Origin of the sequence: Frankia sp. R43, assembly GCF_001306465.1 — a bacterium.
Classification (GTDB): Bacteria; Actinomycetota; Actinomycetes; order Frankiales; family Frankiaceae; genus Parafrankia; species Parafrankia irregularis.
Genome location: NZ_LFCW01000009.1, coordinates 190,989 through 205,100, shown reverse-complemented (window position 1 = coordinate 205,100; position 14,112 = coordinate 190,989). Strand labels below are relative to the sequence as shown.

Sequence of the window (14,112 nt, the reverse complement as noted above, 5' to 3'; positions counted from 1 at the left end):
CGCGGTCAGTCCTGCAGACCGAGCAGGCGCGCGGCGTTCCCGCGCAGGATCATGCGGATGGCCTCGGGGCTCAGTCCGTCCAGCTTGTTCAGCCACTCCGTGGGCCACAGCACACCCTCGGGATGCGGGTAGTCCGAACCGAACAGAACCCGGTCCGGCCCGATCGCCTCGACAAGACCGACGACGTCCTCCTCGTAGAACGGCGATACGTAGAGGTGCTCCATCAGGACCTCGCTCGGTCGCCCGGTCACCTCGCCGCCCGGCCAGAACCCCTTGCGCCCCATGTGGGCGGCGTGGTCGACGTCGTGCAGCAACGGGACAACCCAGTTGATCCCGCACTCCAACGCGACGATGGTCAACCCGGGGAACCGCCCGAACAGGTTGTTCAGGACGTAGGACGCCAGCGTGTCGGCAACCGGCTTACCGGAGACGAGGTACCACTGGAACGGCGTCTGCCCCTGCAGCGGCGGCGTCGGCGACTCCCCGAACTGGACGCCGAGGGTGGCCAGATACCGCGGGTCGGTGCTGTGGAAGACGAGCTTGACCCCCGCGTCCTGCAGCCGGGCCCAGAACCCGTCGTAGCTGGGGTCGACCGGCGAGCGCCCCCACAGCGGACCGGGCTTCATGACGACGGCCCGGGCTCCCGCGGCGATCACCTTGTCGAGCTCCGTGACGGCCCGCTCGGGGTCCATCAGGGAGATCATCGGCGCGGTGATGATCCGGTTGTCCCGGTCGAAGCCCCACTCCTCGTCCAGCCAACGGTTGTAGGCGCGGATGTTCGCGTACAACGCCGGAATGTCGTCGTGTAGCTCGTTCTCGGCCTGCAGCATCGCCGTCCCGAGCATCAGCCCGGCCTGAACGCCCTGCTCGTCCATCTTCGCGATCCGCGCATCGCGCAGCATCATGTCCGGATAGTCCCAGCCGCGGATGACCTCGTGGTGGACGAAGCCCTCCTTGCTGTCTGGGTCGTCCAGCATCGAGCGCAGCGACCCGGGCGCACCGATGTAGTCGGTCTGGATCACCCGCATGAAGCGGAACTGGCGCTCTCCGAAGTACAGCTTGCCGCGACCTCTGGCATCGACCCGCACGTTGATCGCACGGTCGGCGAACGACGGCTCGATGAAGCGGGTGAAGCAGTCGTACGGCTCGTAGTAGTGGTTGTCGGCGTCGATGAGCTGGTAGCCCGGGTCCGGGCGGGTCTGCGCGGCGTCGATGCTCATGCGTTGCTCCTCACGCGGGCTGACCTTGCGACTGCGGAACCCCTTCCGATAGCGACATGGTGAGTATATGCTCACTTTATTGTCAAGGGTCAGTGGGGCGTGAGCAGATCATCCGGCCGCTCGCGGCGATGGCGCTCGATCTCCTCGCGAAGGTAGTCGGCCCGATGGTGGCCGTACTCGCGCACCGCACCTGCCCCTGCACCGGCCAGATTCTGGGTGCCTGGGGCGGCCGGTTCGCCCGGTCCACCATCACCACTGCCCAGGGCTGGATCTCGAAGGAACCGCCGACTGCGGAGGACGTCATCGACCACTGGGACGAGATCGTCGACCAGGACGCCGCCGTGGACAACCCGAACGACATCATGATCTTCGCCTACGAGAACATGCGACTGCTCTGCGGCCACTAACTCACTGCTGCCCGCCCTGGGCTGGCAAGCGCGGCCGGCATCCCCGTCAGGTCGGGCATCATTCCAGCCGGAGCGAACATTCACTCATCTCTTGTGCGCCTGCCTCGCGGGTATTAGCGTGCCGGCATGGTCGAAGACAAGGTTGTGGTGGAACTCCAGCGGCACTGGGAGGACGGGTTCAACCAGTACGACCTCGACCTCGTCATGGCGCCGGTCGCCGCGGACATCGTGTTCAGTTCGCCGTTCGTGCCCCGCCTGACGGGCGACCCCGAGAAGGTGACGATCCAGGGCTACGAGGCCTTCCGGGCATACATCGACGACTCGATGCGTCGCGTCCCGGACATCCGTTACGCGATCCAGTCGTCCTTCGTCAGTACTCAGACGGTCGTGTTCGTCTACACCTGCAGCTTCACGGACGGCCAGGTCAAGGCAGGCGCTGACTCGATCCGACTGGATCGAGACGGCAAGATCGTCGAGTGGCGCTGCCATTACTCGTTCAATCCGGCCGCTCTCGACAGTCTGATCCAGGACTGAACGGGAAGCCGGGTGCGGGGAGCGGTCCGGGGTGCCCGCGGTGCTCCCGGACGCTGACCTGGCTGGAGGTTGTTCACCAGCGCAGCAACTGGGGTGGCTTCGCGCCGCGACCGAGGGCCGAACGGTGGTGGGAGTGCCGGCACTGCGACTGGGTCGGTTACCAGCCCCGGGCAGGCGGAGCGCTGACCGCGATGCGACGTCTCGTGGGTGAGGAGGGAACCTGCTTCTTCTGCGGTGAGGAGGAGGCCAACGTCGTCAGCGCACCGTCGGACGACAGCGACGGCTGGCGCCGGGACTGGCTGGTGTGCCTGGTCTGCGGCACGAGCAACCCGCGTCGTTACAGGTCCTGAGGGCACGGTCCGCGGAGCGGGTCGCGAGCGGACTCGGTGGGCCGGCGCGAAGTGGGCCTGCGCGAACGACGAGATGAACAGATGCGGGGTCAGTTGCGGGGCAGTGCCGCCGGTGGCCGGTGGCCGGTTCCGCGGAACCGGCCGCACAGGCAGCGCGTACGGCCGCGGCCCCGGGCCGGGCGACCTGCAGGTCGCCCGGCCCGGGGCCGCGGAGGGCCTTCCGGCTGCCGCTCAGCCGGCGTGAATCGGGACCCCCTCGCCCTGCGGGATGTCGTCCCGGCCCGCCCGGACGAGGAAGAGGACGGTGATCAGGGCGAGCCCGATCATCACCGCGCTCCAGACGAACGAGGTGGTGTAGCCCTCGACCGCCGCCTGCGCCTGCGCGGCCGGCCCGGTGCCGTGACTGGTGAGGTAGTCGGTCACCGCCGTCGCGTAGACGGTGTTCAGCAGCGCCACACCGAGGGACCCGCCGACCTGCTGGGTGGTGTTCACCAGTGCGCTGGCCACACCGGCGTCATGCTCGGCGACACCGAGCAGCGACACGCTCGACATCGGCACGAAGGCGAGGCCCATCCCGAAGCTGATCAAGAGCTCGGCCGGGAGAACGTGGCTGGCGTAGCCGGTGTCGACGCCGATCTGGGTCAGCAGCACCAGGCCGCCGACGGCGAGCGCGCTGCCGAGGACCATCAGGATCTTGGGGCCAGTCCGGGGCAGGAGCTGGCTGGCGATCCCGGCGGAGAAGATGATGCCGGCGCTGAAGGGCAGGAAGGCGAAGCCGCTGCGCAGCGCGCTGTAGCCCAGTGTCTGCTGGAAGTAGAAGGTGAGGAACAGGAACATCGCGAACAGCCCGCCACCGATCAGCATCGAGGCGAGGAAGGAGCCGCCGCGGTTGCGCTCCAGCGGCACCCGCAGCGGCAGCAGCGGGTTGGCGGTCCGGGCCTCGATCACGACGAACGCGGCGATCAGCACGAACGCGCCGACGAGCAGGCCGATCGTCTTGCCCGATCCCCAGCCGTCGTCGGCGGCGACGGTGAAGCCGTAGACCAGGGCGAGCAGACCGCCGGTCACCGTCACGGTGCCCGGGATGTCGTAGCTGGGCGTGCCCTCGGCCTTGCTCTCCCGCACGATGGGCAGCGCCGCGGCCGCGGCGGCCAGCGCGATCGGGACGTTGACGAGCAGGCACCACCGCCACGACGTGTACTCGGTCAGCAGCCCGCCGACGATGAGGCCGATCGCGGCACCGCCGCCGGAGATCGCGCCGTAGACACCGAACGCGCGGGCGCGCTCCTTGCCCTCGGTGAAGGTCACCGTGATGAGCGACAGCGCCGCCGGCGCGAGCAGTGCGGCGCAGGCTCCCTGCAGGGCCCGCGCCGCGAACAGCAGCTCGGCGTTCGGGGCCGCGCCACCGAGCGCCGAGGCGCCGGCGAACCCGATCAGGCCCCAGATGAAGATCCGCTTGCGGCCGAGGAAGTCGGCGATCCGGCCGCCGAGCAGCAGCAGGCCGCCGAAGGCCAGCGTGTAGGCGGTCATGACCCACTGCCGGTCGGCGGTGGAGATTCCCAGGTCGGCCTGCGCGTGCGGGAGCGCGATGGTCACGATCGAGGCGTCCAGCACGACCATCAGCTGGGCGACGGCGATCACGCTGAGCGCGACCCAGCGGCGGGGGTCGAGGTGCGCCCCCGGCTCTGGTGACCCGACCGCGGCGGTCGGGGAGCCGCCGCCGGCGACGTCGGTGGATGCGGTCACGAAGATCTCTCCTGATGTCTGGGGGTGATCTGTCGGAGTGGCCACCGAGGCGGCCGGGATGCTTGGCAGCCGAACAGTACGTCACCGAATAGTACCGGACCAAACTAATTTCTAGGCGGGCGGGCGGTGATCAAATACACTCGTGTCGTGGACGCTGGGTGGGACATATGCCCTGGGGAGCCGACGGACGTATGCGCTGGCGGGCCGACGCCCGACAAGGTCGACGACTTCGTCGAGCAGTGGCAGCGCGAGCGTCCGGATCTGGATCTGAGCGCGATGGCGCTCTTCGCGCGCATGAAGGTCTTCGTCGGCGCCCTGGCGACGGCCATGAACCGCCCGCTCGAGGAGCACGGCCTCACGCTCGGTGACTTCGAGGTGCTGGGCGCGTTGCGGGCGTCCGGTCCGCCGTGTGTGCTGATCCCCTCCCAGCTCTCCGAGCAGCTGATGATGTCGCGGGCCGGCATCACCAGCCGCCTCGACCGCCTGGAGACCGCCGGCCTGGTGGAACGCCGGCTGGACCCGGCCGACCGGCGCAGCTTCCGGGTGGGCCTCACGGACAGCGGGCGCGTCGCCATCGACGCCGCGTTCGCCGAGCACATCGCGAACTTCACCCGGCTGGCGAACACGCTGACCGCCGAGCAGCGCGAGAATCTCGACGACATCCTGCGGACCCTGCTGCGCGCACTGTGAACACATCCGGTGCGGCCGGTGCGGTCGGCATCGGGGCACGTGCTGACAGGTGACGGGGCGGACGGGTGACGGGGACGGACAGGAGCGCGCGGACATGAAGGTGGCCTTCATCGGCCTGGGCACCATGGGCTTCCCCATGGCCGGGCACCTGACCGGGGCCGGTTTCAGCACCGTCGTCCACAACCGCACCGAGGCGACCGCCCGCCGGTGGGTGGAGCGGTACCCGGGCAGCTCCGCACCCACCCCCGCCGAGGCCGCGACCGGCGCGGACGTCGTCTGCGTCTGTGTCGGCGCCGACGACGACGTCCGCGAGGTGCTCACCGGGCCGGCCGGTGCGCTGGCGGCGCTGCGGTCCGGCGCCACCATCGTCGATCATTCGACCACCTCCGCCGAGCTGGCGGTGGAGATCGCGGGCCGGGCCGCGGAGGCCGGTGTCGGCTTCGTCGACGCCCCCGTCTCCGGCGGGCAGGCGGGCGCCGAGGCCGGCCGGCTGAGCATCATGTGCGGCGCCGACCCGGCCGTGCTGGAGACCGTCCGGCCGGTGCTCGCCGCCTACGGGGCCACCATCACCCGCATCGGCCCGGTCGGCAGCGGCCAGCTGACGAAGATGGTCAACCAGATCCTGGTCGCCTCGGCGATCGCCGGCGCCGCGGAGGCCCTCAACTTCGCGATGGCGGCCGGCCTCGACACCGATCTCGTGCTGGCCGCGGTCGGCGGCGGCGCGGCCAGCTCCTGGTACCTGAACAACCGCGGCCACACCATGGTCCGCGACGAGTTCGACTTCGGCTTCGCCGTCGACTGGATGCGCAAGGACCTGCGCATCTGCCTGGCCGAGGCGGCCCGCCGGGATATCCCGCTACCGTTCGCGACCCGGGCCGAGGCCGACTACGCGGCAGCCCAGCAGCGCGGCGACGGCGGCCTCGACGCCACCGCCGTCATCCGCCTTCGCCGGGCCGAGACGCCCCGGGCCGACCCCGGCCCCGCCGCCGACTGACGGACGGAGCCGGGAGCTGGGATCCGGGCCGGGCCGGGCCGTGGGTCCTCGCCGTCAGTGGCGGGGAGTGCGGACGTCCAGCCACACCAGCCGATGGTCGGAGCTGGGGAACGGATAGACGCCGGTCAGCCGGGACAGCGGGTCCGACGACGGCGGCCAGAACACGCCCGCACCCGTGACGGCGAGGGTCCGTGACGGGAGGACGTAGTCGGCCCGCAGGTTGCCCGGCGCCGTGTCCGCGAAGTCGGCGGTGTCCTGGGCCGGGTCGCCGCGGTGGGTGGTGTTGGCACCGCCCTGCAGGGCCGCGGCCTCGACGGCGCCGGTGCTCGTCGGGATGACCGTGCTGTTCACCCAGCGGCTGTCGAGCAGCTGGGTGGCGGCGGAGGCCACGCTGTCCCCGTCGAGGGGGTCGGCGTTCATGTCCCCGGCGATGACGAAGCGCTCTCCCGGCTTCAGCCCGCCGCGACGGCCCCGGTCGTCGTAGAGGTAGGAGGCCGCACCCGGGCGGATGTAGTCGGCCCAGAGCCGGATCTCGTCGTGGTTGCGCCGCCCGTTGCGGTCCTCCGGCCCGTCGAACGTCGGCGGGGTGGGATGGCTCGCCAGCAGGTGCACGGTCTCGCGCCCGACCCGGATCGGGACGTCCCAGTGGCTCTTCGAGGAGAGCCGGAAGGCCGCGAGCTCCTGCGGCGAGTACCAGTCGGCGGGTGCCGCCGTGGCCGGGTCGTCGGGCAGCAGCGCGCCCGGCATGTCCTTCCAGCGGAAGTTCTGGAAGGTCCGGACCGCGCCGGTGTCGATCGGGAACCGGGAGTAGACGACCATGCCGTACTGCCCGGGGAAGGCGCCGAAGCCGAGGGAGTCGTCGCCGTAGCCGGCGGCGCCCGGGGTCGTCACGACCTGGCCGTCGTTGTTCAGGTCGAAGCCGGAGGCGACGCCGGTGTTGCTCGGGGCGATGTACCAGTACGGATAGCGCAGCGCCTGGGCGCCGCCCTGACCGCGGCCCAGGTAGTTGTCGTTGAACAGCCGCGCGGCCACCGGGTCGTGGTCGAACTCGTTGATGAGCAGGACGTCGGGGCGGGTCCGCTGGATGATCTCGGCGACCGTCCTCGCCTGGGCGTTGTCCGGGGTGGACAGGTCCGTCCGCAGCTGGCCGGCCGCGGCCCGGTTGAGCGAGGCGTTGAAGGTGGCGACGCGCAGGGTCGCGCCGCTGCCCGCCCTGTCGGCGGACGCGCCGCCGGTGAACGCGCCGCCGGTGAACGCGCCGCCGGTGAACGCGCCGTCGATGGACGTGGGGGAGGAGGCCCCCGCCGCGCTGGCTCCCGCCACGGTGCCCAGCGCGCCGACGACGAGTGCACCGGCCGCGGCGGCGGTCACGGCACGGATGATCCTGCGATGATGCCGGTTCACGGAGCCCTTTCCATACCTTGGGCAGGCCGGTGAACACCATCAGGTGCGCTGAGGGACGTCGGAGCCCGGCCACGAGTCGTTGCGCAGCCGGTGCTGCGCGCTGCGTAGCCTAGGTAGCGAAGATGAACTGCCACGGACCGTGAGAAACCAGGATGCTTACGCCTCGGCGATCGGCCCGGGGCCGTGGCCACCAGGTTCGGCAGGCTCGCCGTGCGTTGCGGGGCCACCCCCAGGCCGGGCGCCAACGCGGCGTCGCGCCTGCGGCCGGGCCCCGGCGCTCAGGCGGCCAGCGGCATGACCTTGTACTCGAGGTACTCGCCGGACAGCACCGGGGCGTGCTTCGGCGCCTCGCCGTCCACCCGGCAGGTCGGCAGGCACTCGATGAGCGCGTTCCAGTTCGGCTGGTGGAAGAACGGCATCGAGATGCGCGGGACGGACCGGTCGGCGGGCGGCGGCACCAGCACCCGGTGCATCGTCGAGACCCACCGGTCGTTGGTCCACAGCGCCATCAGGTCGCCGATGTTCACCACGTAGGAGCCGGGGACGTACGGCACGTCCACCCATTCACCGCTGCGGCGGTCGATCACCTGCAGGCCGCGGACGTCCTGGTAGAGGATGGTCACGGTGCCCGAGTCGGTGTGCGGCATCTTGCGGAACTGCTCCGGGCCGACCTCGCCGCGGACCGCCGGGTAGTAGTTCGCGCAGAGGTTGGTCAGGTGCTCGTCGATGATGCCGTCGAAGTGCGTCTCGGCCAGCCCGAGGCCGAGGGCGAACATCCGCATCGTGGTCTGGGCGAACCGCTCCAGCTCGGTGTAGAGCGCGAGCCAGGCCGGGCGCATCGTCTCGACCTCCGTCGGCCAGACGTTCGGCTTCGACCAGACGTCGAAGTGCTCGCCGAGCCCCGCGCCCTCGGCGACGCCGGGCTCACCGAGGCGGTTCATCGTGAACAGCTCGCAGATGTCGGGGCGCCGCGCCCGGGCGTACTCCTGCGAGTCGGGGTCCTCGACGAACCCCTCCAGGTTGATCGTGTCCAGGTCGTAGCCGGCGCCCTGGTTGTGCCAGACCCGCAGGCCGCGCAGCGTCGGGTCGCCCTTGGCCGCCAGGTAGCGCTCCTTGGCCGCCATCGGCAGCTCGAAGAACGTGCGGACCTCGTCGATCGCCGTCTCCATCAGCGTCGGGTCGATGCCGTGGCCGACCACCGTGAAGAAGCCGGACGTCCGGCAGGCCTCGTCGAGCGCCGCGCCCACCGCCGCCCGCCGTGCCGGGTCCGAGCTGGTCGCCCCGGAAAAGTCGATCACCGGGACGTACCCGGGCACCACGACCGCGTCGGTCGTACTGGGTGCGGTCACTGCCTCGGACACTGAAGCCTCCTGCTCCGCCTGGCTACCCCTACCCGGCCGACGGGTCGGCCGGGGGTTGACGCCCGCTCCGCGCCATTGCTCAGTGCAATACACGCCCTGGACGGGCTCGAGGGCAAGCAACGGTGCGGGATTTCACCGGACCGTTACGAACGGGCGGATTTCTCGGTGCGGGCGGCCAGTCAGTGCGGGCGGCCGCGCGGGACGGCGGCGGACATGACCAGGATCCGGGCCGCGCCGGCACCGACCGAGCGCCACCGGTGCGGGGTCGTCGCGGCGTACCAGATCGCGTCGCCCGGCCGCAGGTGCTCGGTCCGGTCGGCCTGGAGCTCGATGACGACCTCGCCTTCGAGCAGGTAGACGAACTCCTCGCCGTCGTGCTCGAACCAGTCCCCGAGGAAGCCGCCGGCCCGGACGGTGACCTCCTGGACCTGGATGAGCTTGCTGGGCGCGCCGACCAGCACCCGCGCGAAGGCCGCGTCCGGCCGGTCCTCGATCGTCGTGCCGGCCGCCGTTCCCGCCCTGGTCACGACCACATCGTCGGCGTCCGAGGGGAGCAGGTCCTGCGGGGAGAGCTCCAGGGCGTTCGCGATCCGGTAGAGCGTCTGGATGCTCGGGTTGTTGCGCCCGTTCTCCAGCTGGCTCAGGTAGGGCTGGCTGACGCCGGCCCGTTCGGCCAGCACGGTCATCGGCATCCCGGCCCGCCGGCGGGCTGCCCGGATCGCCGTGCCGATGGCGCGCATGGCCGGCTGCGGCCCGCCTCCCGCCGACCCGCCCGCGCCCGCCGCCGCAGCGCCCGCTGCCGCAGCTGCCGCACCCGGAGCCGCCTGGGCGGGGATGGCGCCGGTAGTGTCGTCGCCGGCGTTTTCGCTGGTGGTGGCACTGGTGGTGGGGTTGTCGCGCGGGGGCGGGGCCGACGCCGAGGGGCGTGGGCGTGCGGCCATGCGGGTGTCCTCCAGACGAGCCGGGTCGGATGCCGGGAATGCGACCCGGGCGTGATCACGATCGTGCCATGCCGGACGGGGCCGCCGGCTGGACGGGCCCCCCGCCGGAGCCCGCCGCCGGAGCGGGCGGCGCAGGACCCGCCCGGGAGAGCGGGCGGCCCGGGGAGCGCCAGCCAGCCTGGCAGCTGGCTACTGATGGTAGGTGGCGGCTCCACCTTGATCTGATCGATGTGACAAGAAATTCTCACGATTGTTATAGGTGTGGCCTATATTCACTCCCGCTGGTGCGGTGACATCCACCGACCAGGAGAGGGAGCGTCGCATGACCGAGCTGGTCCCGGTGGTGGACATCGGCGGGCTGCACGACGGTGACCCGCGCCGGCGCCGGGAGATCGCGTCCGCGATCGACGACGGATGCCGCCGGGTGGGGTTCCTGGAGATCGTCGGGCACGGGGTCGAGCCGGTGGTGATCGACTCGGCGCTGCGCGAGCTCGACGCGTTCTGGGCGCTGCCGGCCGAGACGAAGCTGGGCTACGTCCCCGCGGACGTCATGACCAACCGCGGGTACAGCCCGCCGAAAGCGGAGTCGCTGGCCTACAGCCTCGGTGTGAACGCCGAGCCGGACACCTTCGAGGCGTTCAACATCGGCCCGGAGGGCTGGCCCGCTGGTGACCCCGTGTACGAGCGGGAACGCGACGGGGTGTTCGCCGCGAACCTGTGGCCCACCGACCCGCCGGGCCTGCGTCCCGCACTCACCGCGTACTTCGCCGCCGTCTCCGGGCTGGCCCGGCGGCTCACCGCGATCTTCGCGGTGGCGCTCGGCCTGCCCGAGAACTACTTCGACGCGTTCACCGACCACTCCACCGACACCCTGCGCGCGCTGCTCTACCGCACCGCCCCGCGCGGCGGGAACGTCACAGCCGGCGACGCGCCCGCGGATGCGGATGCGGCGGCCGGTGAGCCGGCCAGGATGGGTGCGCACACCGACTACGGCATCCTGACCGTGCTCTACGGCGACCAGGTGCCCGGCCTGGAGATCGTCGGCCCGGACGGCGGGTGGCACCCGGTCATCCCCAGGCCCGGGGCCTTCCTGGTCAACCTCGGTGACCTGCTCGCGCAGTGGACCAACGACCACTGGGCCTCCACCGTGCACCGGGTGGTGCTGCCCGTCCCGCGGGCCGACAGGGTGGCCCGGCGGCGCTCGATCGCGTTCTTCCACGACGGCAACTACGACGCCCGGGTCGAGTGCCTGCCCACCTGCACCGGCGCCGACGACCCGCCGAAGTACCCGCCGGTGGTCGCAGGCGAGCACCTGGCCGCGAAGTTCGCGGCCCCGCGGCTGCACCGCCCGACGACGGCGACGTCCACGCTCGGTGAGCGAACGGGCGCACTCACCCGCTGAGCCGGCGGCCCACACAGACGGAAACCGGCCGGCAACGACCGGGGACCGATCCGGAAACAGGCCTCCTTAATATTGCTTCATGCAATGAGCTGAGCAGATGCAGGGCCGACGGGACACACGTCCGCGCCGACCCGTCGACACCACGCCCGCTCGTCCCACGGCGCCGATCCCATCCCGGACGCCCCATCACCCCTCCCAGGAGAACCCATGTCGACGCTGTCCGACCGCCGCGCCTTCCTCCGCCGTGGGGTGGGCCTTGCGGCGTTTGGCCTGGCAGTTCCCACCGTGCTGAGCGCCTGTTCGGATGACGACTCCGACACCGCCACCACCTCGACCGGCTCGGCCGCGACCACCGGCCCGGCGGACTACGGCGACATCAGCTTCCGGCTCTCCTACACCCAGGGCGTCGCGTTCGCAGGCACCTATATTGCTGTGAGCGATGGCCTGTACGGCAAGCAGGGCTTCGGTGATGTCACGCTGATCCCCGGCGGCCCGTCGGCAACCCCGTCACCGACCGACGTCGGCACCGGCAAGGCGTTCCTCGGTGTGGCCTCCACCCCCGACCAGGTCGCGGCTGCCCGGCTCAACAACGGCGCCAAGGTCAAGATCGTGGGCGCGCTCTACCAGAAGAACAGCTACGCGATCACCTCGCTCACCTCCGCGCCGATCAGCAGGCCGGCCGACATGGTCGGCAGGAAGATCGGTGTGCAGGCCGTGAACACCACCGTCTGGGAGGCGTTCCTGGCGGCGGCCGGCATCGACGCCGATGACGTCACGGCCGTGCCCGTCCAGTACGACCCGACGCCGCTGACCACCGGCGAGGTCGACGGCTGGTTCTCCTACGTCACCAACGAGCCGATCACGCTCGCGGCCAAGGGCCACCAGGTGACCACGATGCTGCTGGCCGACAACGGCTACCCGCTCGTCGCGCAGGTCTACATCGCGCAGGACTCCTCCATCTCCGACCGGCGCGAAGAGCTCAAGGCCGCGCTGAAGGCGGAGATCTCCGGCTGGGTCACCCAGGCGACCACGCCGAGCCGCGGCGTCGACCTGACCCTGCAGACCTACGCCAAGGACGCCGGCCTCAACAAGGACGTCGTCACCAAGGTCGCGGACGTCCAGAACGGCCTGATCCTGACCGCGGGCACCAGGACCGCCGGACTGCTGACGGTCAGCGACGCGCTGGTCGACACCAACATCAGGACGCTGGCCGCCTCCGGGTACGAGATCGACGCCGCCGACCTGTTCGACCTGTCGCTGCTCGACGAGATCTACCAGGAGTCCCCCGAGCTGATCTCCGGGCTGCCGGCGGTCCCCGCCTCGTGACCGTCGCGAGCGCGGCCACGTCCAGCGGCCCTGGCCCCAGCCCCAGCCGCCCCACACGCCCCGGCAGGCCCGGCAGCGGCAGCCCCGGCAGCGGTTCGGCAGCGACCCAGTGGCTCGGCACCGTCGGGCGGACCGTCCGGGCCCGGCTGCTCGCGCCGACGCTGACACTCGTCGGTGTCGTCGCGCTGTGGGCGCTGGTCGGTGCCTGGCAGCCCGCCTACGTGCCCGGCCCACGCGCCGTCGTGACCGCGCTCGCCGACAACGGGGACATGGTCCGCTCGAACGCGAGCGCGACCCTGTCCGGCGCGTTCAAGGGATGGCTGTGGGGCAACGCGGCCGCGGTCGCCCTCGTGCTCCTCGGGGCGTTCCTGCCCCGCACCGAACGGCCCATCCTGCGGATCTCGGTCGTCGTCTACTGCCTGCCGGCGATGGCGATCGGGCCGGTGCTGCAGGCACTGCTGCCCGGCAACGGCGCCTCGGTCGCGATCGCCGCGCTCAGCGTCTTCTTCAACACGCTGCTGGCCGGGGTGCTCGGTGTCCGCACCGCTCCGCGCGCCGCGCTCGACGTGGTGCACGCGGCGGGCGGGCGCCCGGTCACCCAGACCCTGCGGGTACGGCTGCGCGCGTCACTGCCGAGCCTGTTCGCCGGCCTGCGCATCGCGGCACCGGCGGCCATGCTCGGCGCGATCCTCGGTGAGTACCTCGGCGCGGACCGCGGCCTGGGCAACGCGATCATCACCACCCAGCAGCAGATGGACCTCGCGCTCACCTGGGCGCTGGCCCTGGTCGCGACCGTGATCGCCGGCGCGGGCTACGTTCTTACCGGTCTGGTCGGCCGGCTCGTCGCCCCGTGGGCGGGCGAGACGGTGGACCTGACCCCGTCGCTGGACCCGGACGCCGACGCGCGCCGGCGCAACGCCGACCGGCCGGCGCCGCTGCGCTGGGCCCGCACCGCCGGCGCCGCGGTCACCTCCGCCGCCGTCGTCGTCGGCCTGTGGTGGGGTCTGATCATCGTCTTCGACCTCTCCGACCTGGTCGCCAAGACTCCCGTGGACGTCTGGGAGTACATGGTCAGCGCGCCGAAGGCCGGGGAGCACCGCTCCGAGCTGTTCAGCGCGCTGGGGACCACCCTGCAGGAGGCGGCGATCGGCTTCGTCGCCGGAACCGCCATCGCGATGGCGCTGGTGACGCTGCTGGCACTGTGGCCGGCCGCGAGCCAGGCACTGATGCCGGCCACGATCCTGCTGCAGTCGGTGCCGCTGACCGTGTTCACCCCGCTGATGCTGACGATGTTCGGCAGCGGCCTGACCGCCACCGTGGTCATCGCCGGCATCATCGTGTTCTTCCCGACGCTGGTGACCGTGCTCGACGCGGTGCGCGGCACGCCCAGACCGATGGTGGACCTGATCCGTGCGTCCGGCGGTGGCCGGTTCGCGATCCTGGTGAAGGCCCAGCTGCCGACGTCGGTGCCCGCGCTGCTCAGCGCGGCCCGGATCTCGGCACCGCGGGCACTGATCGGCGCGCTCGTCGCCGAGTGGCTGGCGACCGGGCGCGGCATCGGCTTCCTGATGCTGCGCTCGACGGCGACCTACAAGTACGACCAGCTGTGGTCGGCCGTGGTGCTGACCACGTTCGTCATGGTGCTCGCCAACGCGGCCGTCACCAGCCTCGAACGCCTCAGCCACCGCCGCCTCGGCATCTCCTGACGGCATCGCGGGTGAGAGGCTCACGAGACAG

The 14,112-nt window shown here is 71.4% G+C and carries 13 protein-coding genes; 8 read left to right on the top strand and 5 right to left on the bottom strand.

The features are described from left to right. Positions 1–5: 5 nt before the first annotated feature. Positions 6–1,220: an amidohydrolase family protein gene (locus ACG83_RS32970; RefSeq protein WP_054570163.1), complete on the bottom strand. Its 1,215-nt coding sequence runs from the start codon at positions 1,218–1,220 to the stop codon at positions 6–8. 92 nt (positions 1,221–1,312) lie between these two features. On the opposite strand from ACG83_RS32970, the gene ACG83_RS32965 reads away from it, so the two are divergent. From ACG83_RS32965 to ACG83_RS47185, 3 genes are all read left to right on the top strand, one after another. Next, positions 1,313–1,627 carry a hypothetical protein gene (locus tag ACG83_RS32965; RefSeq protein WP_054570162.1) on the top strand — a complete coding sequence of 105 codons (315 nt, stop codon included), beginning with the start codon at positions 1,313–1,315 and terminating at the stop codon, positions 1,625–1,627. Positions 1,628–1,753: 126 nt separating this feature from the next. Then, on the top strand, positions 1,754–2,161 hold the full coding sequence (locus ACG83_RS32960) for a nuclear transport factor 2 family protein (protein ID WP_054570161.1): 408 nt from the start codon (positions 1,754–1,756) through the stop codon (positions 2,159–2,161). A 191-nt stretch (positions 2,162–2,352) separates the two neighbouring features. Then, positions 2,353–2,511: a hypothetical protein gene (locus tag ACG83_RS47185; protein ID WP_235498343.1), complete on the top strand. Its 159-nt coding sequence runs from the start codon at positions 2,353–2,355 to the stop codon at positions 2,509–2,511. A gap of 231 nt (positions 2,512–2,742) precedes the next feature. Here ACG83_RS47185 and ACG83_RS32950 read toward each other — a convergent pair whose 3' ends face one another. Beyond that, positions 2,743–4,257 (bottom strand): MFS transporter, encoded by a 1,515-nt coding sequence (locus tag ACG83_RS32950; protein WP_054570160.1) that lies wholly within the window; start codon positions 4,255–4,257, stop codon positions 2,743–2,745. Between the two features lie 126 nt (positions 4,258–4,383). Here ACG83_RS32950 and ACG83_RS32945 point away from each other — a divergent pair, with 126 nt between their 5' ends. Next, entirely contained in the window at positions 4,384–4,947 is a 564-nt protein-coding gene (locus ACG83_RS32945; RefSeq protein ID WP_235498342.1) for a MarR family winged helix-turn-helix transcriptional regulator, read from the top strand. Between the two features lie 94 nt (positions 4,948–5,041). Then, the gene (locus tag ACG83_RS32940) at positions 5,042–5,941 is read left to right on the top strand and encodes an NAD(P)-dependent oxidoreductase (protein WP_054570159.1); all 900 of its coding nucleotides are present in this window, start codon (positions 5,042–5,044) and stop codon (positions 5,939–5,941) included. A gap of 54 nt (positions 5,942–5,995) precedes the next feature. On the opposite strand, the gene ACG83_RS32935 is transcribed toward ACG83_RS32940, so the two are convergent. The 3 genes from ACG83_RS32935 to ACG83_RS32925 all read right to left on the bottom strand — a co-directional run bounded on the left by ACG83_RS32935 (position 5,996) and on the right by ACG83_RS32925 (position 9,647). Continuing rightward, positions 5,996–7,264 (bottom strand): endonuclease/exonuclease/phosphatase family protein, encoded by a 1,269-nt coding sequence (locus ACG83_RS32935; RefSeq protein ID WP_083473822.1) that lies wholly within the window; start codon positions 7,262–7,264, stop codon positions 5,996–5,998. 359 nt (positions 7,265–7,623) lie between these two features. After that, a complete protein-coding gene (locus ACG83_RS32930; protein WP_200931424.1) occupies positions 7,624–8,706 on the bottom strand; it encodes an isopenicillin N synthase family oxygenase in 1,083 nt (360 codons plus the stop codon). Positions 8,707–8,885: 179 nt separating this feature from the next. Then, complete coding sequence (locus ACG83_RS32925; RefSeq protein WP_054570157.1) at positions 8,886–9,647, bottom strand: helix-turn-helix domain-containing protein; 762 nt, start codon at positions 9,645–9,647, stop codon at positions 8,886–8,888. Between the two features lie 322 nt (positions 9,648–9,969). Here ACG83_RS32925 and ACG83_RS32920 point away from each other — a divergent pair, with 322 nt between their 5' ends. The 3 genes from ACG83_RS32920 (at position 9,970) to ACG83_RS32910 (ending at position 14,081) form a co-directional block, all read left to right on the top strand. After that, positions 9,970–11,049 carry an isopenicillin N synthase family oxygenase gene (locus ACG83_RS32920; RefSeq protein WP_054570156.1) on the top strand — a complete coding sequence of 360 codons (1,080 nt, stop codon included), beginning with the start codon at positions 9,970–9,972 and terminating at the stop codon, positions 11,047–11,049. Positions 11,050–11,256: 207 nt separating this feature from the next. After that, positions 11,257–12,375 (top strand): ABC transporter substrate-binding protein, encoded by a 1,119-nt coding sequence (locus tag ACG83_RS32915; protein WP_054570155.1) that lies wholly within the window; start codon positions 11,257–11,259, stop codon positions 12,373–12,375. Next, a complete protein-coding gene (locus ACG83_RS32910; protein ID WP_054570154.1) occupies positions 12,372–14,081 on the top strand; it encodes an ABC transporter permease in 1,710 nt (569 codons plus the stop codon). The genes ACG83_RS32915 and ACG83_RS32910 overlap by 4 nt, the downstream gene beginning before the upstream one ends. Positions 14,082–14,112 lie beyond the last annotated feature (31 nt).